Raw genomic sequence first — 23031 nt, forward strand, 5'->3', positions numbered from 1 at the left:
CCCGGCCGCCGAGTGCGGCGTTTTTTCGCCCTTCGCGAACCCTTCCGCATGAGGCCCTTGGTCAAGGCGAATCCCGTGTCTTCCGGAGAGGTACGCCTCGGCTGCACGACTGCGTGGACAACCCGCCGGCATTCCTCCGCCGTCCGATTCCAACGCTCTCATGCAAACGAACGAAGACGCAGGCATGGTTTGCTCCTACCTTTTTCCTTGAGAAGCATATCTCGTTTTTTTTAAGCGTATTTTTTTGAGTACATGGAGGTTCAGATGAAAGCGGTAGTTCAGTGCGGCGGCAGAGGAACTCGACTTCGTCCACATACGTCCATTTTGCCAAAACCCCTCATGCCAATCGGCGCCCGTCCCGTCCTCGAACTCGTTCTCAAATGGTTGAGACGGAACGGGATCGGAGAGGTCTTCGTCACCACCGGTTATCTGGGCCATCTGATCCGCAGCGTCTGTGGTGACGGCAGCCAGTGGAACATGCAGATCACGTATACGCAGGAGCTCGAGCCGCTCGGCACGATCGGCCCGCTGTCATTGCTGCGAGAACAGCTCAACGAGCCGTTCCTGGTCCTCAACGGTGACGTCCTGACAGACCTGAACCTGAACCAGCTGATCCACAATCACCGAAAATCCGACGCCAACATCACCATCGGAACGTCCGTTCGGAGCACGAAGATGGACTTCGGTGTGATTGATGAAATCGATGGACGCGTGACCGGATTTCGCGAGAAGCCGGAGCTGACGAACCTCGTCAGCATGGGAATCTACTGCATGAATCCGGTCGTCCTCGAGCGCATTCCGTCGGGCGTCCCCTTCGGATTCGACGACCTGATGTTCCAGATGCTCGAGGAAGAAGCCCGCGTCAACGTCTTCAAGCACACTGGCCTGTGGCTCGACATTGGCCGGGTCGAGGACTTCCTGAAAGCCCAGGACATTGCGTGGGACGAGCAATCGACTGCATTCGCAACTGCGGCTGCGTGACGCAGCGTCACCCTTCGCATGGGGAATGAACGGGAAGAGGAACACATGCTGTTGGTATCAGAACCGGCCCTGGGAATTGACGAAAAGGAAGCTCTTGTTGCCGCGATCGACAGCGGCTGGATCACCATGGGGGATCGCGTACGGGAGTTCGAGCAGACGTTTGCACGCATGCATGGCGCCGAAGACTCGATTGCAGTCGGATCATGCACGGCCGCACTTCACCTCATCCTGCATGCGCTCGGCGTCGGCCCCGGCGATGAAGTCCTCGTTCCATCTCTCACGTTCGTTGCCACGGCCAATGCCGTGCTCTACGTCGGAGCACGGCCCGTGTTCGTCGATGTCCAATCCGGGGCAGTTCCCCTGATGTCCGCGGCCGATGCGCTCCGCAAGTGCACTTCGCGGACGAAAGCGGTGATCCTCATGCATTTTGGGGGCTACCTCGCTGATCGAGACGAGTGGCAGGCCTTCGCTCGCAGCAAGGGTCTGCTCCTGATCGAGGACGCCGCGCATGCGCCCGGCGTCAAGGGGGTCGGCACGTTTGGCGATGCAGCCGCATTTTCCTTCTACGGCAACAAGAACATGACGACTGCTGAAGGCGGCGCAATCATAACGCGTCACCGGATCTTGAACGACATGATCAAGCGCGCCAGGTCGCATGGCATGACCACCAACACGCGCCAGCGCCTCGTCAGCCGCAGCCCCGAATACGACGTGACGCTTCTTGGATTCAACTACCGCATGGACGAGTTGCGCGCCGCGGTCGGCCTGGTGCAGCTGCGTAAATTGGCAGGTTGGAACGACGCCAGGCGGCATCTGTCGCTGCACTATCGGCGGCGGCTCGCCGAGCGTTGCCCTTCGGTCCTGGTGCCATTCAACGCGTCGTGGGTATCGGCCCACCATCTCATGCCGGTTCTTCTCCCCGCGGCAAGCGCGCGGCAGCCCCTGATCGAGCAGCTCAGCAAGCGCGGCGTTCAGACGACCATTCACTATCCGCCGGTGCATCGGTTGACGTTCTACCAGGACCAGTATCCGGGCATCAGCCTCCCCAACACTGAGGATTTTTGCGGACGTGAGCTCACCTTGCCGCTCCATCCCGCGATGACTCCCGCCGACGTCGATCACGTGGCAGACAGCCTCGCGGATGGACTTCGGGCAACCTGTCCCGCGGAGGTCGAACAGGCATGAGCGAAACGGTCAATGCGGGATGCGCTGGGCCGGCAGCTCCGGCCGTGCGTTTGCGGCGCGTCATCGATGTCCTCGGTGCCGGGACGGCCATATTCGTCTCGCTGCCGATCCTGTTGGTCATTGCGCTTGCAGTCTGGATCGAAGGCGGGCGACCGATACTGTATTCGCAACTCCGTCTCGGGCTGAACGGGGCGCCGTTCCGCATGTACAAGTTCCGGAAGTTCAGAGCCGATTGCGACGATCGCGGAAGTCCGCTCACGATGGTGAACGACAACCGCATGACGACGATCGGCGGGCTGCTGGCTGCATTCAAGCTAGATGAGCTACCGCAGCTCTGGAACATCCTGCGGGGTGACATGTCTTTCGTCGGCCCGCGACCCGAGACCCTCGTATTTGCCGACTGTTTCAGGAACGGATTCGAAAAGATCCTGGAACACCGGCCAGGCCTCGTCGGGCCGTGCCAGGTTCTCTTCCGGCATGAAAATGAGCTGTTCCCGCCGGACGGCAATGTGGCGGATTTCTATCGGGAGGTTCTGTTTCCCGCCAAGGCGAAGATCGACCTGGCATATTATTCCAATCGAACCGTCACGTCCGATCTCCGGTGGATCGTTCAGGCCGGCTGGATCGCCGTGGGGGAGCCGCTTCTCAACCGCATGCGAAGACCCCGACCGGAGAGCCAGAGCGGCATAGCGCCAACTGGCGGATCTGTCGGTGCGAACTTATTTCAAAAGTAGACGGGTGATCAAATGGCGACTGAAAAGCGAACTGTGCTTCTGGTAGGTGGTGCTGGTTACGTGGGCTCAGTGATCACGGGCCATCTTCTGAGAAAGGGTTGGCACGTCCGTTGCCTGGATCAGCTCATCTACAAGAACGAGAGCTGTGCCTGGCCTTATCTGAGCGTTCCGCAATACGAGTTCATGCAAGGCGATATTCGCGATCCCCGTTTCGCCAATCAAGCATTGAAGGGTGTGGATGACGTCGTTATCCTCGCCGGGCTCGTCGGCGATCCGATCACGAGCAAGTACCCCGATGAAAGTCACGCCATCAATCGCAATGGCGTCGCGTCCTTCATCGACGCGATGCAACACCATCCGGTCGATCGGCTGATCTTCGTGTCCACCTGCTCGAACTATGGGCTAGTGGAAGTAGACACGGCCGTCGACGAGAATTACCCGCTCGCACCACTCTCCCTTTACGCCAAGCACAAGGTGGAGATGGAGCAGAAGATCCTGGGTCTCAAGGGAAAGGCTGGATTCCATCCAACGGTTCTCCGCTTTGCGACGGCCTTTGGTCTTTCCTCGCGAATGCGCTTCGATCTCACGGTGAACGAATTTGTGCGTGAACTGCACCTGGGAAAAGAACTGCTGGTATTCGATCCCAACACCTGGCGTCCTTACTGCCATGTTCGTGATTTTGCCCGCGCGATCGAGGAAGTGCTCCGCGCGCCCACCAGCAAGGTCGCCTTCGAAGTCTTCAATGTGGGCTGCGAGGAAAACAACTTCACCAAGCTGATGGTCGTTGAGGAGATCATGCGGCACATTCCGCGATCGAAGGTGACCTATCAGGAGCGCGGCGCCGATCCCCGGAATTACCGCGTGAATTTCGACAAGATCCGTCGGGTATTGAATTTCACGCCCGAGATCAGCGTTCAGCAAGGGATCAGCGAAATCCTCGCTGCCTTGAGCCAGGGCCTGTTCGACCACGTCGAGGAGCAGAGGCACTTCTTCGGAAACTACGAGATCTTCCTTCCGACCGCCCTCATCCCGGATTTGAAGAGAGCCGGCTGAAGGATCCGATATCGGTGTCCCTAAATCGCGAGCGGCGAAGGCTCGGTTGCATCGGGAGTTCGTCCATGAAGTGCAAGAAGCAAGGCAGACCCTCTTCCACCCTCCTTCTGGGCTCATGCGCGGCAGTTCTGTTTTTCGCGACAAGCGGGCTATCCCTTGCCGCGCCATACAAGCTGGGACCGGGTGATACCATCGAGATTTCGATCGGTGGCCTCCCCGATCAACGCAACCGCACGCAGATCCAGATCGACGGCACCATCCCGCTTCCGGGAGGGGGGACGGTTGAAGTTGCCGGCCTGACCCCGGCGCAGATGCAGAACCGCATCGAGACGCTGCTGCAGGCACGGATACTGCGTCAACGCCTGACCGACGGTCGCGACCAGGCATTCGTGGTCAAGCCCGGCGACGTCATAGCAAGCGTCGTGGAATATCGGCCGGTCTATGTTTCCGGCGATGTGCTCACGCCCGGACAGCAGACGTATCGGGCTTCAATGACCGTGCGCCAGGCCGTGGCAGTGGCCGGCGGCTTCAGCCTGTTGCGGTCGCGTGGCATGCAGCCCGGCGCCACCGACCCTGCGGATCTTGTGCGGGACTACCAGTCTCTCGCCACCGAATACACCAAGGAATACTTCCATATCGTCCGAACCGGCGCGGAGCTTGATGGCCGCGACACGTTCGACGCCACACCTCCAAGCGACATTTCGCTGCCCGCGGGTGTGATCGGTTCGGTCGTTCAAGCCGAGAAGGACTCCCTGAAGACCTCACAAAGCGACTACCGCACGGAACAACGCTTCCTGGACGACGCCGTAAAGCAGACGGACGCGCAGTTCGCTACGCTCAAGAAGCAACAGGAAGGTGAAGAGAAGGGCGTGCAGGCCGACGAAGAGGAGCTCGAACGGGTCATGAAGGCGTTCGGCTCCGGATTGCTTGCAAGTCCTCGTGTCAGCGAAAGCCGGCGTGCCCTGTTGCTGTCGTCGACCCGACGCCTGCAGACGAGCGTCGAACTCATGCGGCTCCAGCGCCAGCGTGAGGACTTCCTGCGGCAAGCGGGACGTGTGACCAGCCAGCGCACGATCAATCTGCTCAGGGAGCAGAAAGACTCGAACGTTCGATTGGCGGACTTGCGCGTGAGAATGCAGGCGCTCAGCCAGAAACTGCAGCCCATCGGCGGCTCGGGTGCCATCCCCGTCAATTCAGGTGAGCTCAATCCCGACGTGATCGTCGTGCGGCGGCTCGGTCAGCAGTGGGACAGGATAACCGCATCCGTCGACTTCGACGTGGAGCCCGGCGATGTGATCGAAGTCACATTGCGCCCTGCGCCGGCCTTCTCGAACTGAGCACGAACAGAGGTACTCCCTTAAGAGTAAGCAGGGCGCTCCTTCAGGAGTAGCTTCCGCATACCCCCATGGCTGCTCCCGCGAGGCTTAAACCCGCCTTGCTACCCCTTCAACCCGCGTTGCTACCTCTTCGTTGATCACAACCGGGTCGATGCCCGGAAGATCGGCAACTTTCACCCCCTCCGACGGCCGCGGGGTTACCCCCCATTCAACGTTGCCAGGCGTGGCAGAAGTTGGGAATCTTTGTGGCACGTTCACTCCATCGGGTCAGCGCGGCCGGGGGAATAAAATGTTGAACTTAAGCCAAGCATTGCCAAGGTCTACCATTGCTCTACAGCGTCATTCTTCTGAATCGATATTCAATATTTCCAGTCCCGTTTCATCTGCTCACTCTGACGCCCAGAACCCCAAGCAGGACGGCTTGCGCGGGGTGCTCGCGCGGATCGGCTGCGGACAGGTCTTGCTCAGACGCGGCAAGGTTATCGAGCTCAGTCCGGCCGGCCGTGCAATATTGGAACGCGAAGCGCGCGTGGATGCGAGCCACGAAACGCTCTATGGCGCCGTCAAGCAACTGGTCCACCGCGCCGGCGCACAGTTTCCGGCAGGCTCGACTTCCTGGTTGGCAACATCCACCAAGGAAGGATTTACCGCGCTGATCAACCAGGTCGCGAATGCGTGGTCCGACGAGACCATCGCATTGATCCTGCTGGATCTCGACGCGCATCCGGAGCCTTCGCCGCGGACGCTGCAGCGATTGTTTGGATTCACCGCTGCCGAAACCCAGCTTGCTCTCGAGTTGGCGCGAGGCAACAACCTGATCGACATTGCTCGTTCGCGACGATTGAGTCGAACGACAGTACGCTCCCAGTTGGCTTCCCTGTTTGTCAAAACACAGACACGCCGGCAAGCAGACCTGATCGCGTTACTGGGCCGCCTCGCCGTCCTGCCCTAGCGTGGACGCGGAATACGGTGTCGCGTTGTCTCGACTGGTCGGAGATCGACGTGCTTCGCGGCGCGTTCAGCAAACATGCACTCGCGCCGCGTCGTCTTTTCAGCCCTGTTCGAGCACGTCCGCCAACCGCTCACTTCCGCTGTCATGCGAATGAATGAAGACAGGCCGCGGCCACGTCCTAACCTGATCCTGTCAAACTTTCGCCGGGAAAACCGGGGGCCTCCGCAAAGATTAACATCTTGGCGGGATTGCTCAAAGGGCTAGAAGGAACCAACATGGCGCTGCACTTGCTTTGCGTAGGAGGCGAGGATCACGCTTTGCGTATCCCGTTCCTGGCGGCTCTGCAGAACCGCGGCCTGCGCGTGAGCGCGGCCGGCACTGGTGCAGCATCTGCATTCGCGAAGACCGGAATCCCGTATCATCAATATCAGTTCGACAGATTTGGCGTCGGCTTTGCCGATCGCGCGGCCATGGGTCAACTGACGCGGCTCGTGAAGAGCGCTCGGCCCGACGTGATCCAGACGTTTGATACCAAGCCCAATCTGTTTGCGCCGCTGGCGCTTCGCGGCTCCGTACCGGTTGTGCGCACGATCAACGGAATGGGATGGGTATTCTCATCGACAGAACTGAGAGCCTTGGCCTTCCGCCCCGTCTATCTGGCGATGCAACGCCTGGCTGCTTGCTGGACCGCGGCGACGGTTTTCCAGAACAAGGCCGACAGCAGCTTCTTTAAACGACACCGCCTGCTTGGAAAGAGCTCATCTGTTATCATCGGAAGCTCGGGGATCGATGTCGGCGCTTTCGAAGCGGCGCAAGCGCGAACGGCCTCGCCTGCCGCGCTGCGCGCCGAACTCGGGCTCGGCGATGCCGAGATTGTCCTGACAGTAAGCCGATTAACTGTCCAAAAAGGAATCACAACGCTCCTCGAAGCGGCAAAGCTCGTGCATGAGGTCCGCCCGAATGTCCGCTTTCTGCTCGTCGGTCCGCGCGAAAGCGAGGGTCCATTCGCCGTAGGTCAGGAGCTGATCGAGGCGCACGCACCATATGTGATTGCGACCGGCGCCAGATCGGATATTCCCGCGCTTCTGGGAATCGCCGACCTCTTTGCCTTTCCGACTGAATATCGCGAAGGCATTCCCCGTGTTCTTTTGGAAGCCGGATTGGCTGGCGTACCAATCGTCGCCTCCCGCATGCCGGGGTGCGATGACGTGGTCCGCGAGGACTGGAACGGTAAACTTGTAGCGCCGCGCGACCCGCGCGCGCTCGCGGCCTCAATTCTCGACCTTCTTCAGGATTCCGCGCGTGCAAAGACGATGGGTCAACGCTCGATCAACGTGGTGCGCAAGGAGTTCGACCTCAACGTCGTCGCCGATCGCTATGCCGAGCTTTACACGCAGCTGCTTCCCCGCAGCTATTCCAGTGGCTGGCGGCCGGCGGCGCACAGCAGCAGTGAAATACAATGATCGGCAGTGCCCTTCTTGCGCTTGGCCTCGTGCTTGGGACAGCCTCGCAGCTGCGTCTTCCCAGCTTCCCCCTGGGCATCGGGGAAGCCTGCCTCGTCCTCTGGCTCGGTCTCGCATCCCTGCATCTCTTGGTGGGTTCAAGAATTTACAACCCCCAAGCTCTGCTCTGGCTCGTTGTATTCTGGGGCTGCTTTGTCTTGATTCAGAGTTTCGGGGGCTTCCTTGCATTGCTGCGCCCGGAGATCGTCGACCCAGAGCTCGTCGTGCACGACATCTTCGCATATCTCCTCGTGGCGGCCCTCACGTGCCTGGTGGCTGCAACGTTGAGACCCGAGGATACCCTACGCCAATCGCTGTGGTTCCTGATCGGATTCTGGATCGTCGCCGTGGCGGTGCAACTTGCATTGGGCTGGGGCTACCTCAGCATCTCGTCGGTCGATCCATGGTATTGGGACCGGTTCCGCGGGTGGTCGGAGAATCCAAACCAGCTTGCAATCTACTGTGCGGTTTTGACACCACTCTCGCTTCACATGGCTCTGACGGCCAAGCGGTTTGGCCGGTTCGTCGCAGTGTTTAGCTGCATCGTAACATTCGTCGTCGGCCGGCTGACGAAGAGCGATACCTTTCTTATCTCGATGTCGCTGTCGATACCGCTGCTCATTGCGCTGCGCTTGCGAAGCTGGCTGACATCCCCCGAACATCGATGGAGTTTGCGTTTCGCAGCTGCAGCGATCGTCGTTGTCGCCATAATTCCCCTTTCGCTCTCACTGCTCCCCTACGGGATGGCAACGGCGAATGATGTCGAGGGGCTGGCCGCCGGCATGATGAAGGATCGTGGCGGTGAGGCAACGAAGGCAACCGCCAATCTGCGGCTAAGTCTTTGGCAAGACGCCTTGCATGCCGGACTGGAGTCCGGGTCGCTTGGCCTTGGGCCCGGGCCGCATCTGGAGAAGCCAAGCGGAATCACGGACAAGGGCGTAGCACTCCCGGTGGAAGCTCACAGCACCCTCCTGGACGTGTTCACCCAAGGTGGACTGCCTGGCGTGATCGCCATTGTCAGCCTGCTTGTCGGCACGTTTGCGCTCCTGCTTCGCGCACGGCTCGACGCCTTGGCTGTCCTGATCTTTGCACTCGCCGTCTTCAGCATCAGCCATTTCATTCTGCGGCACCCGACCGTGTGGTTTGCCGTCACGCTGGGCCTCATCCTGGGCTCGGATCGGCGCTCATTGGCGCAAGCGCGAGTTGGAAGTTAAGCAATGTGTGGAATTACAGGAATACTTCAGACGCCGCATGCTTCTCGATCCGCCGACCTGGCGGCGATCGGGCCGATGACGGCTCGCCTGCGCCACCGCGGTCCTGATGCGGACGGGTTCTGGAGCGATCGTGACGCCGGCGTTGCGTTCGGGCATCGCAGGCTGTCCATCATCGATCTCTCCGATGCGGGCCGGCAGCCAATGCTTTCGAGCGACGGCCGCTTCGTCATTACGTTCAACGGCGAGATCTACAACTACAAGCCATTGCGGCAAGAGCTCGAGGGCGCAGGCAAGCGCTTCACCGGCAATAGTGATACGGAGGTCTTGCTGGCCCTGATCGAGAAATGGGGCCTGGAGAAGGCTCTCCAGCGCTGCAATGGTATGTTCGCAATCGGCCTGTGGGATCGCCGGAACCGCACGCTGCACCTGGCCCGCGATCGAATGGGGAAAAAGCCGCTCTACGTCGCGCGGACGTCAAATGCGGTCGTGTTCGCGTCGGAGTTGAAGGCCATCGCGGCATTCCCCGACTTTCACCAGGAGATCGACCCGGGCGCGGTTGCGGAGTTTCTATCGCGCGGATGGTTGCCGGAAGACCAGTGCATATGGCGAGGCGTCTTCAAGATTCCACCCGGGGGCGCCCTATCGATCCGTGCCGAGGACCTCTTGGTCTGCCGGGATGCCGCAGCTCTACAAGAACGCGCGCGCTCCTGGTGGTCGTTGGCCGATGTCGCGCACACGGGCCGCGCAGCGCTCGCCACTGCAGATGACCAGCAACTCGTCTCCCAGGCTTGCGATCTGCTCAAGGCCGCGGTCGCCGACCGAATGGTTGCCGACGTTCCGGTCGGGCTGTTCCTGTCGGGCGGAATAGACAGTTCGACCGTCGTGGCCCTGATGCAGGCCCAATCGGCGCGCCCGGTACGGACCTTCACGATCGGATTCGGTGAGCGCGCCTTTGATGAAACGGCTAACGCTGCGGCCGTGGCGCGGCACCTCGGCACCAGCCATACCGAGCTACGTCTCACCTCCGCGGACGCCAGAGCGGTCATCCCCGAACTTCCAACCATCTGGGACGAGCCGTTTGCCGATGAATCGCAGATCCCGACACTGCTTCTATCTCGACTTGCACGGCAGGACGTCACCGTTGCGCTTTCGGGCGACGGAGGTGACGAGTGCTTCGGAGGGTATTCCAGGCACGTACTTTCCGCCCGTTTAGCGCCTCTGCTGAACTCCAACCGATCGATCCGGACCATGGCCGCGAGCGGTGTGGCGCTGCTCGGGCGCGGCATGCGCGAAAGCGTCGTCGAAACACTTCGTCTTCCAGGTTGGTTGCAGAGGATGACACACGGCGACCGGATCAACCGCCTGGCAGATCTTATCGGCAGCAACGACGTCGGCGAGATGTACCGTCGGTCGACGCGGCTCTCCGAACTGCAGTTGACGCGGACCCAGGCAGGCTCGGAGCCGGACACGATCCCGCCGCTCAACGATCTGCTGTCTGATTTTATCGTTCGGGATATGCTTGGATATCTCCCGAGCGATATTCTCGTGAAGCTTGATCGCGCGAGCATGGCCACGAGCCTGGAGGCTCGCTGCCCGCTTCTGGATCATCGCGTTGTCGAGTTCAGCTGGGCGCTGCCGAATTCGGCGAAGGTGCGTCATGGCCAGGGAAAATGGCTCCTGCGCCAGGTCCTTGGCCGTTACCTGCCGCGCCACCTCTTCGAGCGACCGAAACAGGGCTTTGACGTGCCGATCGGCTCCTGGCTGAAGGGACCGCTTCGTTCGTGGGCGTCGGACCTCCTTTCGGAGTCGCGCCTTCGCAACCAGCATCTTCTGGACGTTTCCCGCGTGCAGGAGTGCTGGCTTCAACATCTTAGCGGTCGCCGCGATTTCTCACGACCGCTGTGGGCTGTCTTGATGCTGCAGTCCTGGCTCGACTCAGCAGTTACCTCCGGGCCTTCGCGAACAGCAGGCGTGATGGAACCGGCGCAATAAGGAGCAGGCGATGGAAGCGTTCACAAATAAACGGATTCTGCCGGTGACTGTCCTGTCCCAGGGCCGGTCAAAAGGCGACGAGTCACCTCCCGATGACGCCATCGCAGCATTCAAGCATGTCTTCGAGAGCATCAGGCGATACAAGCTCTTCATCGTCAAAATGATCGGCGCGGGCGCGCTGCTCGCAGTGCTCGGTAGTATTTTCATGTCACCCACCTATCTCGCAACGGCACAGCTTGTCGTGAGCGCTCGAAGTGGCGGAGCGGCCGACAATGCCGGTGCACCCGGCAATTCCACGCCGACTGGCGGTTCGGACGACCCGACGATCGATACGCACGTAACGGTCATGTCATCCGATGCGTATCTGCGGCGGCTCCTGCCGGCACTGAGGATGCTCGACAACCCGGCCAACGAGAACGGCACGGCTTCGATGCTCCGCACTGCCTTGTCAAAGATAAAGGGGTTCCTCTCCTTCCGGAAAGACCAACCGAGCGACGGCGTGGCGGTGGCAGCATTGAAAGGGCGCCTGAAGGTCAGCCAGGAGCGCCGGTCCAGAGTTATCAGCGTAATTGCCAGCGACCCCAATCCACAACGGGCCGCAGACGTCGCAAACCTGGTCGCCCGATCCTACGCTGACGAGCTAGTCCGGCAGAAGCGGGCCGTGGAGCTCCAGGCTCTGGACGCCATCGCAGCACAATCGGCGAATGTTCAGCGCGAATTGTCGACGGCGAAGGCGGAATGGGACGCCAGTCACTCAGGTCAGACCTCGTCATCACCGGCAGCCGCACAGGCCGCCGCCGCGCTGGAGTGGAAAATCACCACGCTGGCGCAGCAATATGAAACACTGATACGAAAGCGACAGGATCTCACCACGAAGGGCGTGGTCGCCGAGCCAGACGTGACCGTCATCGCGGACGCCCCGCCACCCGACTTTCCGAGCTCGTTGAACCCGTTCCTCCTTGTTCCACCGATCACGATTATCTTCGCTCTCCTGGCATGCCTCGTCGCGATCATCCTGAAGTACTTCGATCGAAGTCTGCACACGGAGGCGGAAGCTGCAGAGGCATTGGACATCCCGTGCGTCGGGTTGATCCCCTCGATCCCGCCGGAGCTGAGCATCTCGCCGCAGCGCTTCGTAGAGCAATCGGCTGTCTCGCATAACAGGGCCGTTCGCTCGACCGTCGTATCCCTCATGGCCGCCGATCCGGTCTCGCCACAGACGCCGCATGTCATCCTGGTGACATCCAGCTTGCACGGTGAAGGCAAGAGCGCGATCGCCTGGAGTTTCGGCTTTTGTGCGGCGCAACTCGGACAGCGCGTTCTGTTCCTGGATTTCTCTCAATTGCCCCGGCGCGTCGGCGGCGAGGCTGCAGATCTGTTCAAGCTGTTGGCGCACGACGGAGCGGCCGCCAAGGCCGTCCAGCACATCCCGGAGCTTGGACTCGACTACATATCGTCAAGATTGTCCGAGGGCAGTCGCCTGGGGCCGTTGGCGGGTCCGAAAGTCGCCTCGCTGTTCGAGCACTTCAGAAACACCTACGATCTCGTCGTCATCAACGCACCATCGCTGGATGATGCGCCGGAAGTGCGCCTCCTCGCCTCCTGGGCGGATCACGTTCTACTTGCCGTCCGCGCCGGAAGCACGAGCCGCGACGTCGTGCGAAGCACTTTGACCCGGTTTGCCGGGACGTCGGATCTCGATTCTCGTGTCAAGCTCTGGTGTGTCCTGACGCACGGAGTACCGTCCGAGCTCGCGCCCTCGGATCTGGAGCCGTCATCAACATCGACTTTGATGCATTACTATCGCAGCTTCAAAACAACGGCGGTACGGTGGACAAGCATCGAACCTGTAATCAATGTTTCCGACCACGCTGAATCTGGCCTGAGACCACGGCAATGACCCCAGGCGGCTTGGGTTAATCACCCGGGTCTTCCGATATGGCAGCCAGCCGATCGACCAGACGGTGGCTGCGAAACCGGCATCCTTCGTTTGAAGTATGCGTGCCCAGGCCTGATTAAATACGTTGGGACAGCAAAATGACGGGTACGGTGATGCGGCTTCAGATATCTGGCGATCCGTCGGGCGATCCATGCGACGCCCTTGACGCGCACCTGCCCTCGACCGTTCAGCAAGCTCCAGCGACGCTGAGCTGGCTGAGCCCTGTGGAAGTCCCTCTCGATCTGAACGGTCCGGTCGATCGATCATTCGATCCCCTGGAAGCCGGCTTTGCCTGCGTTCCCGCCATCGAACACCTGATTGCGGTGACGGCGAAGTTCGCCGACAGGGTCGCAATCAGCGACGGCAATCACAGCTTCACGTACGCGCAGCTGTTGTCCCGCGTCTTGACCTTGGCCCAGGCGATCAGCGCGCTGATCCCGGAGCAGGAAGCCGTCGGATGGCTATTGCGCAGCTCGGCCTGGCAGCCGATCGCTATGCTGGCCTGCATGGCGGCCGGACGAGTCCTTGTCCCACTCAATCCCCGCGATCCAGTTCAGCGGCTCACGGCTATCGCCGCGGCCGCCCGGATTTCCGTGCTGATCGGGCAAGACGGCGACAGCTCCGCCGGGTGGATCCAACAGCACGGCCTGCGCTGGCTCGACGTCGCCGGCGCCAGCGACCCTTCCGCAGCAACTTCAACACTCCCCAAGGTTTCGGTCGATGCGCCTGCCGTAGTGCTCTATACCTCCGGCAGCACCGGAGCTCCGAAGGGGGTCGTGAACAGCCAACGCAACCTGCTCCAGCGCGTCCAGCAATATGTGGACGCCTGCCACATAGGTGCAGCAGACGTCTTCATGCCTCTGAGCGGCCCCACCACGATCGCTGGTTGCCGGGAGATGCTGTCGGCTTTGTTGACGGGGGCAAGACTGCACATCGTCGACGTCGAGGCGCTCGGATTGCGCGGCGTTCTTCGCCAGATCACCACGCAACAGGTGACGATTACATACGTTGTACCAGCCCTGGTGCGCGCACTGATCAACGCAAGCCGGCCAGGCGATCTCGACTCGCTTCGCATGATCCGCATCGGCGGGGAGAAGGTCCTGTGGACCGATATCGCGCTCGTTCGGCGAGCGATACCACCGGGTTGCTTCATCCAGGTCAGCTATCTGTCGACGGAAACCACCGGCACCCAGTGGTTTCTTCCCAAGCAATGGCGAGAGGACGGCGTCAGCGTTCCTGTTGGCTACCTGCTTCCCGGCATATCGTACGCCGTGGTCGACGAAAGTGGGAAGCCCGCCCAGCAGGGTGAAGTCGGCGAACTGGTAATCAAGAGCAGGTACGTCATGCTCGGATACTGGGAAGACGGACGGCTTTCTCCGGCATCGCCCTCCCCGGATGACCCAAAGTCTCGCATCTATCAGACCGGCGACCTCGTCATCGTGGATACGCACGGACTGATGCGGATCGTTGGACGGAAGGGACGCCAGCTCAAGATCAATGGCCAGCGCGTTGAGCCGGCCGAGCTCGAGAGTGCGTTGCGCAAGCTCACCTATGTGAAGGACGCTGTCGCCGTCGTGACGGACGCGAACGAGCTGGTCCTGTTTGCATCGCCGGCCGATCCGCCAAAAGCGCACTTCAGGACCGACGTTCGCAACAGCATCCGGCAGGCTGTTCCTGCGGCTTTGCATCCGACCAGGCTGCACGAGATACAGGAGATGCCGCGCCTTCCAGGAGGTAAGATCGATCACGCCAAGCTGAAACTGCTCGATCTCGAGAGCAAAACGACCTCGCCCGCGCCTGTGCCGACGATGCAAGGAATGGCCGAGGCCAACAGGATCGTGCAGCAGGTGTGGACCAGTATCCTCGGCGTGCCGGAAGCTGCCGGACGCTGGGATGAGGCCGGCGGCGATTCCCTAAAGCTCCTGCGCTGCGTCATGGATATCGAAGACCTCATCGGCCGCGAAGTCAGCATGGAAGCGTTCACGGTCGATATGAGCGCCGAAGACATGATCCGGGCTATCGCGACGGTGGAGCCACCGGTGCGGCAGCGTCTCAACGACCAGATTCTCCCAGGTCTTGTCATACTGCCCGGCTCCATGGGCTATGGCCCGAGCATGGCCGCATTTGGCGCTCAGCTCGGCAAGGTGGCGCGGGTGATTCCGATTCGCTATCCAGATCTGAGCTGGAGCCTCGCGGGACGCGATTCCGTGCAGGAGATGGCCGCGATGGCCGTCGAGCAGATCAATGCAGCCCAACCACGCGGCGACGTCCGAATGATCGGCTATTCCCTGGGCGGCGGCGTCGCCTTCGAAGTCGCAAGCCGGTTGATCGAACAAGGTCGTGCCGTCAAATTCCTGGGCATCCTCGACACCAATGTCGGCCCTCGCAGAGCAAATCACCGAGAAGCCCTCTCTCGCACGCTACAGCGGATTCGATCCCATCGAGTGACGATCTACCGCATGTTCTGTCGCTCGGTGGCGAAGTTCGCCGCTCGCTTGGGCCAGGAGGCTCGATTCTGCAGGCTCATCGACACCATTACATGGCCCCGCCTGGCAAACACGCGCTTCATGCTCAGGCTCGAGCTCGAGGAGATTCTCCGGATGCGCGCGTTCGGACGCTGGGTCGAGGATGCCAAGCCTCGTCTGGCCATCAAGGGAACTGTCTTTGCCTGCCATCGGCCTGGCGTGACGCCGCGCCTCGGATGGGACTCCCTGTTTGAAGAACTGGACGTGATTCCGATCGCCGGGGGACATCTTGATCTGGTGGTCGAGCCCCACCTCTCGATCAATCGCCCCGTCATCGAGCGCGCGATCGGGGCGTCCTGCTCCTGATCCACAACACAATGCTTTTTGAGGGGTCGGTCCTGCCCACCACAGGACAGCACGGGGAGATCACGCGGGTTCGGCTCAAACCTGGCTCGAACCCGCCGTCTCGCGCTTGGGGGTGCCGCGTACGATCATCAGGGCCGCAGGTAGCTCCAGCCCTGCTCCTGAAGCTCCATCAGGCGAACAACCCCGGATTTGGTGACCTTCGCCTGCGTGATGAGAGGCACTTCTTTGCCCTCATTCTTGGTCATGTTCTCTCGTGTATTTCCGCAGGCCGAGAACGTAAGCTCGGGCGTTGTTTCGGTCATCATTTTGATGCGCCCCTTCACGGGCGAGGTATCGTCTCGCAGCATGTGCAGTCCTGGCCCGTAAGCGACGACTTCGACTTCGACCTTTTGACTGAGGTCGCCGTAGTGCTGAACGACGTTGCTGACGTTGTTGAGAGCGAGATTCATGACGGCCGGATCGTTGACGTCGACATGGATGACAAGTCGATGCGGCGGCTGCTTCCGAGGTGTCGCAACACCCATCTTGGCATTTGCGTTCCTGGCGGCAGTGCCGGGATTCTTGGTGGAGAGGGTGGTTTGCGCAGAACCGCGGGTTTCGATGCCGCTAATGAGAACCAGTCCGACAGCCGCCACGCCGGCAAAAATGGCAAATGATCTGCTCATGACTGTGCTTCCTGCGTGTGTGACGAAGCGTGCACGTCGCAAGCTATTTAAGCGCAACCGTGGGGGCAAGCAGCTTTGGCCAAAGCTCCGCCCGATCTACTTAATTCCCATTGTCGGCGCACTACTCCGTTTTGGCTACCGCAACTGCGACATCGACATCGCGTCGATGAAAGCGCCGTCATAAACGACATGCCATGATCGCTACCAAGCATCATGATCCCTACCAAGCTACCAAGCATCATGGTCCCTACCAAGCAGTTGGGCGTCGCAATGGGGGTACACGGATTCGACTTGTCGAAAGGAACAGCCGTCGCGCTGAGCAAAGCTGCGCGCCGGCCCAGGCACCGGCAATTTGCGTTCCGCGAACTCGGATTGTTCGACATCGCTGACGGCTCGCGCGCATGCGACAGAGCCGGCCGGCTCATGGTGGTTCTGATCACCTGCTTTCTGCCGGTTCTGACAGGAACTGCCGATGCCAAATCCCAGGACGTTGGCGACCGGGGTGCCTCCTACATCACACCGGCGATGCTCGATCTGTGCAGATGTACGCGCGGACCAGAGCAGATCGATGGGATTAAACAAAGGCTGAAGCTCGTCCAACGCGCGGACGAGGCGCGACCCGCCGCGACACAGCCCGCTGGAAGCAGGCCCGCCGCGACCGGACCGCGCGGAGCGAAGACCGCGACCGAGCAGCCCCGCGCGGCTGCCGATGCCCCTGCGCAGGACATGACGTCTACGCCGCCCCCGGTGTCAAATGCGGCTCAAGCAGCTTCCGAGACGGAGCGGCTCAACCAGAACCTGTTGCTGGATCAGGAGCGGCAACGAGCGAACAAGCTTGCGCGCGAATTGGCTGCGGCTCGAGTGGAGCTCGACGCGGCGCGGCAGACCCAGACGCACACTGTCCGCGCCATGGAGATTGGTATTCAGCAAACGCAGGCGCTCGAACAGGAGCGGGAAAAGACCGATCATCTGTCACGTGAGATCTCCTTCCTGAAGGCGGAGCTCGACGTCGCAAGGGTTGCGGCTTCAAAGGCTATGCAGGCGCCCGAACCCGAACCGAAGCAGGAGCGTCCGGTCGACCGACGGAATGGGGCCAAACGCTTTGCCCTCCAGCTTGCCTCGCTTCGCTCGGAGCTTGAGGCCTCGCGCAACGCAGCATCCGAAGCCACGAAGTCTGCCGCGGCGGAGGCCGCACAAAGGCAGGCTCTCGAGCGCGAACTAAAGCAGGAGCAGGACAAGACAGAAGCCCTGATCAGCGAACTCGGCCCCCTTCGGAACGCGGCCTCCGAGACCGCGAGGGGCGGCGCTGCAGATGTCGATCAAAAGCTGGCGCTGACACGCGAGCTCGAGAAGCAGCGGGACAGAGCTGAGAGCGCGGACCGTCAGCTGCAGTCCCTTCAGGCTGAACTCCGTGCAGCGCAAACCGCGAGCTCTGAGTTGGGTGCGGCCCGAGCTGCAGACGCCGAGCAAAAACTGGCACTGAAACGAGAGGTCGAGAAGCAGCGGGACAGAGCTGAGAACGCGGACCGCCAGCTGCAGCCCCTTCAGGCTGAACTCCGCGCAGCGAAAACCGCGAGCTCTGAGTTGGCTGCGGCCCGAGCTGCAGACGCCGAGCAAAAACTGGCACTGAAACGAGAGGTCGAGAAGCAGCGAGACAGAGCTGAGAACGCGGACCGCCAGCTGCAGCCCCTTCAGACTGAACTCCGCACAGCGAAAACCGCGGGCTCTGAGTTGGCTGCGGCCCGAGCTGCAGACGCCGAGCAAAAACTGGCACTGAAACGAGAGGTCGAGAAGCAGCGCGACCGAGCTGAAAGCGCGGACCGCCAGCTGCAGCCCCTTCAGGCTGAACTCCGTACAGCGCAAACCGCGAGCTCCGAGTTGGCTGCCGCCCGAGCTGCAGACGCCGAGCAAAAACTGGCACTGAAACGCGAGGTCGAACAGCAGCGCGGTCGCGCGGACGCTCTCGCGCGCGAGGCGGCGTCGCTGAAGGATCAACGCGACCTGGCGCGGGCTGAAACGTCGGAGGCTGCACGAACCGCCGAGGCCGCCGCAAAGACCGCAGCCAAGCGCGAAAAGGAACAACCGGGCAGCGGCGCGGCAACGCTCCCAACGTTCGCATCCGTCCGGGATCATCTGGCCGCATGGAATGCCTCCGCGGTTGTGGCGGCGCCATCGCGTGAGCCCACCGGCCGCGCACCGAGCCAGAGCAGCCTCCGGCCCGCCGCTTCGCCTCCGCCCGCGCCATCTGCCTCCGCCCCGACGCAACCGAGCGCGCAGATCACAAAGGGGGCTGCCCTGCCCGGTGCCGACTCCAAGGCCATGGCCTCGGTGGAGCGACAGGCCGCCGCGAGCGGAGTACCGCGCCCGCTTGCGAACGAGGAGCGACTGCTCGCGCGCGCCAGCGCATTGTTGCGGCAGTCCGACATCAACGGTGCCCGCGGCTTGCTGGAATACGTGCTTGGACATGGCAGCGCGCAAGCAGCCTTTATGCTGGCCGAAACTTACGATCCTCACGTACTGCAATCTTGGGACGCTCGCGGCGTCGCCGGCGATTCCGCGAAGGCGCGCGAGCTGTATGAACGAGCCCAGGCCGGCGGCATTCGAGATGCAGAAGGACGGATCAAGGGGCTCAAATAGCTGCTGGAGCGAGCCTCGGAAGCCAGACCAGAGAATGGAGAGGCCCCATGTCATTGAGTAAGCTCGCGTTCACGGTCGCATTGGCACTGGTCGGCCTGCAGCTTGCTGCCAATGCCCAATCTCGCTCGCCGCGCGACCCGCCGGCGCCGACCGCGCCGCGGAATGCCGATACGGCCGCAAAGGAACGTATCAATGCATGGACGGTGGGACTCGCCGGAGGACTTATCGAGGGCGCACCGCTTCGGCTCGCCGCAGAGATCGCACGCGTCGCCAACGAGGAGGACAAGCTTCACGTCATTCCGATCGTGACGACCGGCGCGACCGAGAACGTCAATTCGCTGCTCTATCTCAAGGGCGTTGATGCCGCGATCATCAACATGGATGCCCTTGACGAGTACAAGGCGCAGGTTCCGTCGATCGAAAAGCGCATCGTCTATGTTCTCAACCTCTTCCCGGCCGAGCTGCACGTCTTCGTGCGTCCCGAGATCAAGTCGCTCGACGACCTCAAGGGAAAGAAGGTCAATTTCAACACCCAGGGTACGGCAGCCGCATATTCTGGTCCGCTGATCTTCAGTCGGCTGGGACTGAACGTCGAAAAAATGTTCATTCCCCACCAGGTCGCATTGCAGCAGATGAAGAGCGGCGAAATCGCAGCGGTCGTCTTCATCACATCAAAGCCGGTCGACGCCTTCTTGAAAGGACGTTGGGATGATGGCTTCAAGTTCCTGCCGATCGAATACGACCCCAGATTTGAAGACTATTATCTTCCGTCGTCCCTCGATTCAAAGGACTATCCAAACCTCGTGCCGGCGGACAAGCGGGTCGCGACCATTGCCGTCCCGACGATTCTTGCGGCCTACAACTGGCAGCCGCAGACCGATCGCTATCGGCGCATGGTGCGCTTTGTTGACCACCTGTTCGGACGGCTCGACCGGCTGCAATCCGCTGGCTTCGATACAAAATGGAAGGACGTGAATCTCCGCGCCAGCGTCCCCACTCTTGCCCGGTTTGGTCCGGCGCAGGAATGGCTCGATCGCTCGCCCAGCGCGACAGTCGGACTATCGCGATGAAGCGAACCGGTACCCTTGCGGCCGTCTTGCTCGTGGGTACCGGTCATCTAAGCTGCACGCAAGCCGGCAACACGCCAGATCGTTCGAGGGCATGTACGCAGTTTCAGGGAATGGAGCACATGACTTGCGTCGACGAGCAGATTGGGGAAGCACCTGAGCAGTCCTTCCAAGCTCCGCCGCAAAGTCCCAACTGGATCTTGAGCGAAACGACATCACCGGTGGACCACAAGCCGCAGATCTCCGCCCGGACCACCGCGCGAGCCGGCGCGAAGGATGGGCCCTCGTCGCTCGCCATTCATTGTCGCGCCAATCGGACCGAGGTCTTGCTCTCCGCCGCGAGTTCCTGGATCAAAACTCCCGGCACCGACATAAGGGTCGTATTCCAGATCAATGATCAACCGCCTGTCGATCAACGCTGGAGGGTTGCTGATGGCGGACGAAGTCTCACCTTTCCGGGCGACGCCGTTCGCTTCATCAACTCCATGCCAGGGGTGGGCCGGCTTCTGACGAAAGTGTATGCTGGAACGGCTGCGCCCTACGAGGAAACATTTGAACTGACAGGTCTGGACGCCGTTCGCCGGCGATTTGCAAAGGTCTGCACCTGGCCGCCCAGCTGAATAGCCGCAAGTCGGGCTGAACGGCTGACAGGGAGGACGTCACGCGTGAGGTGTGAATGCGATGAGCGAGACGATCAATGTAGCCGAGGCTTACAAGCGAGGACGTACCCAGTTCATGGGAATCGAACTGCAGGTTGCTCCCGGCGCGCTGGTGCCTCGGCCGGAGACGGAGTTACTTGGCAGGACCGCGGTTGAAGCACTGCGCCGAGCACACCTCCCCTCGCCGCGGATCGTCGACATGTGCTGCGGCGCCGGCAATCTTGCATGCGCGATCGCGCTCAATATTCCCGACGCTCGCGTCTGGGCGAGCGATCTGACTGACGGATGTGTCGAGCTCGCGCGACGCAATGCCGCGAGCCAGGGCGCCGAGACCCGCATCACCGTGCTCCAGGGCGATCTGTTCGAAGCTCTCGCAGGCCTGCAACTCGAGCAAACCATCGATATGATCGTCTGCAACCCACCCTATATCTCGGAATCCCGGCTCAAAGGCGATCGCGCCTCTCTACTCATGAACGAGCCGCGCGAGGCATTCGCCGCCGGGCCCTACGGACTGAGCATCCATATGCGCGTTACAAAAGACGCACCTCGCTACTTGCGGCCGGGAGGACTGCTGTTGTTCGAGGTGGGTCGCGACCAGGATCGACAGGTGGCAACCCTGCTCGAACGCAACGACGCTTACGAGAATGTCAGCGTGGTCTTGGACTACGCGGGCGCCGGTCGCGTCGTCATGGCGTACGCGAAGGGATAGCCGGATTCGAGCACTTCCTCCACAATGATCGTTGGCATTGCAGCGTAGCACCCTGAACCCAGCGGCCCTCGCACGGGCCGACCAGCCACAGCCTACACGTTCTCAGCTCTCCCGCATCCCGCGCCGGATCGCGTCCGTGATCGGCTGGGTCAGATAAGCAAGAATTGTGCGTTCTCCGGTTGCGATCAGGACGTCGGCCATCATGCCCGGCTTGAGCTTCTCGCGGACTTTGTCGGGGAATTGCGTCACCTGGACCGAGACTTTCACCTCGTAATAGGGCTGATGGGTGACATCGTCGCGCGTGGCGTCGGCCGAGATCGAAAGAACCTCGCCGACAGCGATCGGGGTGGAGCGCGCCTTGAACGAGGGAAGCCGCACCTCGGTCGGAAGGCCGAGCTGGACGTGGTTGATATCAAGTGCCGACACCCTTGCGGCCACCACGAGAACGTCGTTGTCCGGCACGATCTCCATCAGCACGTCGCCCGCCTTGATCACGGCACCGATCGTGTGAAGCTTGAGGTTCACGATCCGCCCCGATCGCGGTGCGCGTACTTCCATCCGCGCCAGAACATCGACCGCGACGCGCAGCTTCTCACGCGCATCAGCAAGCTGGGCGCGCGTGTCGGTGAGCTTCCCGGTCGCTTCCTCCAGCACCTTCTGCCCGACCTGATCGATCTGGAGCCGCGACTCGTCGATGATGCGGCCATAGCGAGCGATATCCGCTTCATATGCGCCGATCTTGCCCTCGAGATCGGCTCTGGAGCGCTCCAGCGTGGCGACGCGCGCGAACGGTACGATGCCCTGATCAACGAGCGGCTTGAGCTTGGTGTATTCCTGACTGACACTGTCGAACTGCGCGCGCGCGCCCTTGTTCTGCGCGGTATTCCCCTGGATCTGCCGCTGCGCCTGCGCGATACGTTCCTCGAGGATCGAGATCTCGATCTTTCGTGCAGCGCGACGTTCATCGAAGCGCCGCTTCTGATCACCCATTGCGCGTATCGCGTTCGGATCGGACGTCTTCTGGAGCAGCTCGGTCGGAAACGTGATGCTGTCCTTGCCTTCGGATTCCGCCTGTAGGCGCGCCTCCTCGGCAACCGCCGAGTACACCGCCGAGCGTGCGATCTCTTCCTTGGCCCGCTCCTGGGTCGGATCGAGCCGCAACAGGACCTGACCTTCCGCGACATGAGAATCGCCTGTGACCAACAGGTTCTGGACGATGCCACCCTCGAGATGCTGCACCACCTTACGGTCGCTCTCGACAACGACGGAGCCGGGGGCCACCACGGCACCGTCGATCGATGCGAGGGCGGTCCAGCCGCCAAATACGCCGAAGGTCAGGAAGACGACCAGGAAGCCTCGCCGCGCGGGGGTCTGCCAATCGCCCGACGGATCCTCATCGTTGCCCATTGCCCCCCGGGGCCACAAGGTCGGCAGTTTCGCCTTGGCAAGATCGACCAGCTTGGCAAGATCTACCAGCTTGGCAAGATCGACCAGCGACCTTGTCATGGTCTCCGTCTTCGCAAGGAGTTTGCTCGGAGGTCGCGGCTCCTGCGCCACTTTATCTGCTTTGTTGA

17 protein-coding genes are annotated in these 23031 nt (G+C 61.4%); 15 read left to right on the top strand and 2 right to left on the bottom strand.

Going from position 1 to position 23031, the window contains the following annotated elements:
• Positions 1–264: 264 nt before the first annotated feature.
• The 11 genes from AB7Z56_RS29575 to AB7Z56_RS29625 all read left to right on the top strand — a co-directional run bounded on the left by AB7Z56_RS29575 (position 265) and on the right by AB7Z56_RS29625 (position 15720).
• On the top strand, positions 265–981 hold the full coding sequence (locus AB7Z56_RS29575) for a nucleotidyltransferase family protein (RefSeq protein WP_063986521.1): 717 nt from the start codon (positions 265–267) through the stop codon (positions 979–981).
• A gap of 18 nt (positions 982–999) precedes the next feature.
• Complete coding sequence (locus AB7Z56_RS29580; RefSeq protein ID WP_354130107.1) at positions 1000–2166, top strand: DegT/DnrJ/EryC1/StrS family aminotransferase; 1167 nt, start codon at positions 1000–1002, stop codon at positions 2164–2166.
• Positions 2163–2900, top strand: coding sequence for a sugar transferase (locus AB7Z56_RS29585; RefSeq protein WP_063984322.1), 738 nt, complete (start codon positions 2163–2165; stop codon positions 2898–2900). Before AB7Z56_RS29580 ends, AB7Z56_RS29585 begins: the two co-directional genes overlap by 4 nt.
• A gap of 12 nt (positions 2901–2912) precedes the next feature.
• Entirely contained in the window at positions 2913–3953 is a 1041-nt protein-coding gene (locus AB7Z56_RS29590; RefSeq protein ID WP_063984323.1) for an NAD-dependent epimerase/dehydratase family protein, read from the top strand.
• 65 nt (positions 3954–4018) lie between these two features.
• Positions 4019–5290 carry a polysaccharide biosynthesis/export family protein gene (locus tag AB7Z56_RS29595; RefSeq protein WP_063984324.1) on the top strand — a complete coding sequence of 424 codons (1272 nt, stop codon included), beginning with the start codon at positions 4019–4021 and terminating at the stop codon, positions 5288–5290.
• 289 nt (positions 5291–5579) lie between these two features.
• A complete protein-coding gene (locus AB7Z56_RS29600) occupies positions 5580–6242 on the top strand; it encodes a helix-turn-helix transcriptional regulator (RefSeq protein WP_144030703.1) in 663 nt (220 codons plus the stop codon).
• A gap of 275 nt (positions 6243–6517) precedes the next feature.
• The gene (locus AB7Z56_RS29605) at positions 6518–7705 is read left to right on the top strand and encodes a glycosyltransferase (protein WP_063984325.1); all 1188 of its coding nucleotides are present in this window, start codon (positions 6518–6520) and stop codon (positions 7703–7705) included.
• On the top strand, positions 7702–8958 hold the full coding sequence (locus AB7Z56_RS29610; RefSeq protein WP_063984326.1) for an O-antigen ligase family protein: 1257 nt from the start codon (positions 7702–7704) through the stop codon (positions 8956–8958). The genes AB7Z56_RS29605 and AB7Z56_RS29610 overlap by 4 nt, the downstream gene beginning before the upstream one ends.
• A gap of 3 nt (positions 8959–8961) precedes the next feature.
• On the top strand, positions 8962–10950 hold the full coding sequence (gene asnB / locus AB7Z56_RS29615; RefSeq protein ID WP_063984327.1) for an asparagine synthase (glutamine-hydrolyzing): 1989 nt from the start codon (positions 8962–8964) through the stop codon (positions 10948–10950).
• A 10-nt stretch (positions 10951–10960) separates the two neighbouring features.
• Positions 10961–12850 carry a hypothetical protein gene (locus tag AB7Z56_RS29620; RefSeq protein ID WP_441256693.1) on the top strand — a complete coding sequence of 630 codons (1890 nt, stop codon included), beginning with the start codon at positions 10961–10963 and terminating at the stop codon, positions 12848–12850.
• Between the two features lie 137 nt (positions 12851–12987).
• Positions 12988–15720 carry an AMP-binding protein gene (locus AB7Z56_RS29625; protein WP_441256694.1) on the top strand — a complete coding sequence of 911 codons (2733 nt, stop codon included), beginning with the start codon at positions 12988–12990 and terminating at the stop codon, positions 15718–15720.
• 128 nt (positions 15721–15848) lie between these two features.
• Here the strand turns inward: AB7Z56_RS29625 and AB7Z56_RS29630 are convergent, their stop codons facing one another.
• On the bottom strand, positions 15849–16385 hold the full coding sequence (locus AB7Z56_RS29630) for a DsrE family protein (RefSeq protein WP_063984330.1): 537 nt from the start codon (positions 16383–16385) through the stop codon (positions 15849–15851).
• 213 nt (positions 16386–16598) lie between these two features.
• On the opposite strand from AB7Z56_RS29630, the gene AB7Z56_RS29635 reads away from it, so the two are divergent.
• The 4 genes from AB7Z56_RS29635 (at position 16599) to AB7Z56_RS29650 (ending at position 21457) form a co-directional block, all read left to right on the top strand.
• A complete protein-coding gene (locus AB7Z56_RS29635; RefSeq protein ID WP_063984331.1) occupies positions 16599–19022 on the top strand; it encodes a hypothetical protein in 2424 nt (807 codons plus the stop codon).
• Positions 19023–19069: 47 nt separating this feature from the next.
• Complete coding sequence (locus AB7Z56_RS29640) at positions 19070–20092, top strand: TAXI family TRAP transporter solute-binding subunit (protein ID WP_063984332.1); 1023 nt, start codon at positions 19070–19072, stop codon at positions 20090–20092.
• Positions 20093–20211: 119 nt separating this feature from the next.
• Positions 20212–20709 (top strand): hypothetical protein, encoded by a 498-nt coding sequence (locus AB7Z56_RS29645; RefSeq protein WP_441256695.1) that lies wholly within the window; start codon positions 20212–20214, stop codon positions 20707–20709.
• Positions 20710–20770: 61 nt separating this feature from the next.
• Entirely contained in the window at positions 20771–21457 is a 687-nt protein-coding gene (locus AB7Z56_RS29650; protein WP_441256696.1) for a N5-glutamine methyltransferase family protein, read from the top strand.
• 102 nt (positions 21458–21559) lie between these two features.
• On the opposite strand, the gene AB7Z56_RS29655 is transcribed toward AB7Z56_RS29650, so the two are convergent.
• On the bottom strand, positions 21560–22963 hold the full coding sequence (locus AB7Z56_RS29655) for an HlyD family type I secretion periplasmic adaptor subunit (protein ID WP_231144505.1): 1404 nt from the start codon (positions 22961–22963) through the stop codon (positions 21560–21562).
• Between the last annotated feature and the right edge of the window lie 68 nt (positions 22964–23031).

Origin of the sequence: Bradyrhizobium sp. 482_C4_N1_8 (assembly GCF_052075965.1) — a bacterium.
GTDB lineage: Bacteria > Pseudomonadota > Alphaproteobacteria > Rhizobiales > Xanthobacteraceae > Bradyrhizobium > Bradyrhizobium barranii.

What these genes read in the sequence shown, in the direction of transcription:
- AB7Z56_RS29575 (WP_063986521.1), top strand. Translation starts at nt 265, where the DNA reads ATGAAAGCGGTAGTTCAGTGCGGCGGCAGAGGAACTCGACTTCGTCCA.
- AB7Z56_RS29580 (WP_354130107.1), top strand. Translation starts at nt 1,000, where the DNA reads ATGGGGAATGAACGGGAAGAGGAACACATGCTGTTGGTATCAGAACCG.
- AB7Z56_RS29585 (WP_063984322.1), top strand. Translation starts at nt 2,163, where the DNA reads ATGAGCGAAACGGTCAATGCGGGATGCGCTGGGCCGGCAGCTCCGGCC.
- AB7Z56_RS29590 (WP_063984323.1), top strand. Translation starts at nt 2,913, where the DNA reads ATGGCGACTGAAAAGCGAACTGTGCTTCTGGTAGGTGGTGCTGGTTAC.
- AB7Z56_RS29595 (WP_063984324.1), top strand. Translation starts at nt 4,019, where the DNA reads ATGAAGTGCAAGAAGCAAGGCAGACCCTCTTCCACCCTCCTTCTGGGC.
- AB7Z56_RS29600 (WP_144030703.1), top strand. Translation starts at nt 5,580, where the DNA reads ATGTTGAACTTAAGCCAAGCATTGCCAAGGTCTACCATTGCTCTACAG.
- AB7Z56_RS29605 (WP_063984325.1), top strand. Translation starts at nt 6,518, where the DNA reads ATGGCGCTGCACTTGCTTTGCGTAGGAGGCGAGGATCACGCTTTGCGT.
- AB7Z56_RS29610 (WP_063984326.1), top strand. Translation starts at nt 7,702, where the DNA reads ATGATCGGCAGTGCCCTTCTTGCGCTTGGCCTCGTGCTTGGGACAGCC.
- asnB (WP_063984327.1), top strand. Translation starts at nt 8,962, where the DNA reads ATGTGTGGAATTACAGGAATACTTCAGACGCCGCATGCTTCTCGATCC.
- AB7Z56_RS29620 (WP_441256693.1), top strand. Translation starts at nt 10,961, where the DNA reads ATGGAAGCGTTCACAAATAAACGGATTCTGCCGGTGACTGTCCTGTCC.
- AB7Z56_RS29625 (WP_441256694.1), top strand. Translation starts at nt 12,988, where the DNA reads ATGACGGGTACGGTGATGCGGCTTCAGATATCTGGCGATCCGTCGGGC.
- AB7Z56_RS29630 (WP_063984330.1), bottom strand. Translation starts at nt 16,385, where the DNA reads ATGAGCAGATCATTTGCCATTTTTGCCGGCGTGGCGGCTGTCGGACTG.
- AB7Z56_RS29635 (WP_063984331.1), top strand. Translation starts at nt 16,599, where the DNA reads ATGATCCCTACCAAGCTACCAAGCATCATGGTCCCTACCAAGCAGTTG.
- AB7Z56_RS29640 (WP_063984332.1), top strand. Translation starts at nt 19,070, where the DNA reads ATGTCATTGAGTAAGCTCGCGTTCACGGTCGCATTGGCACTGGTCGGC.
- AB7Z56_RS29645 (WP_441256695.1), top strand. Translation starts at nt 20,212, where the DNA reads ATGACTTGCGTCGACGAGCAGATTGGGGAAGCACCTGAGCAGTCCTTC.
- AB7Z56_RS29650 (WP_441256696.1), top strand. Translation starts at nt 20,771, where the DNA reads ATGAGCGAGACGATCAATGTAGCCGAGGCTTACAAGCGAGGACGTACC.
- AB7Z56_RS29655 (WP_231144505.1), bottom strand. Translation starts at nt 22,963, where the DNA reads ATGACAAGGTCGCTGGTCGATCTTGCCAAGCTGGTAGATCTTGCCAAG.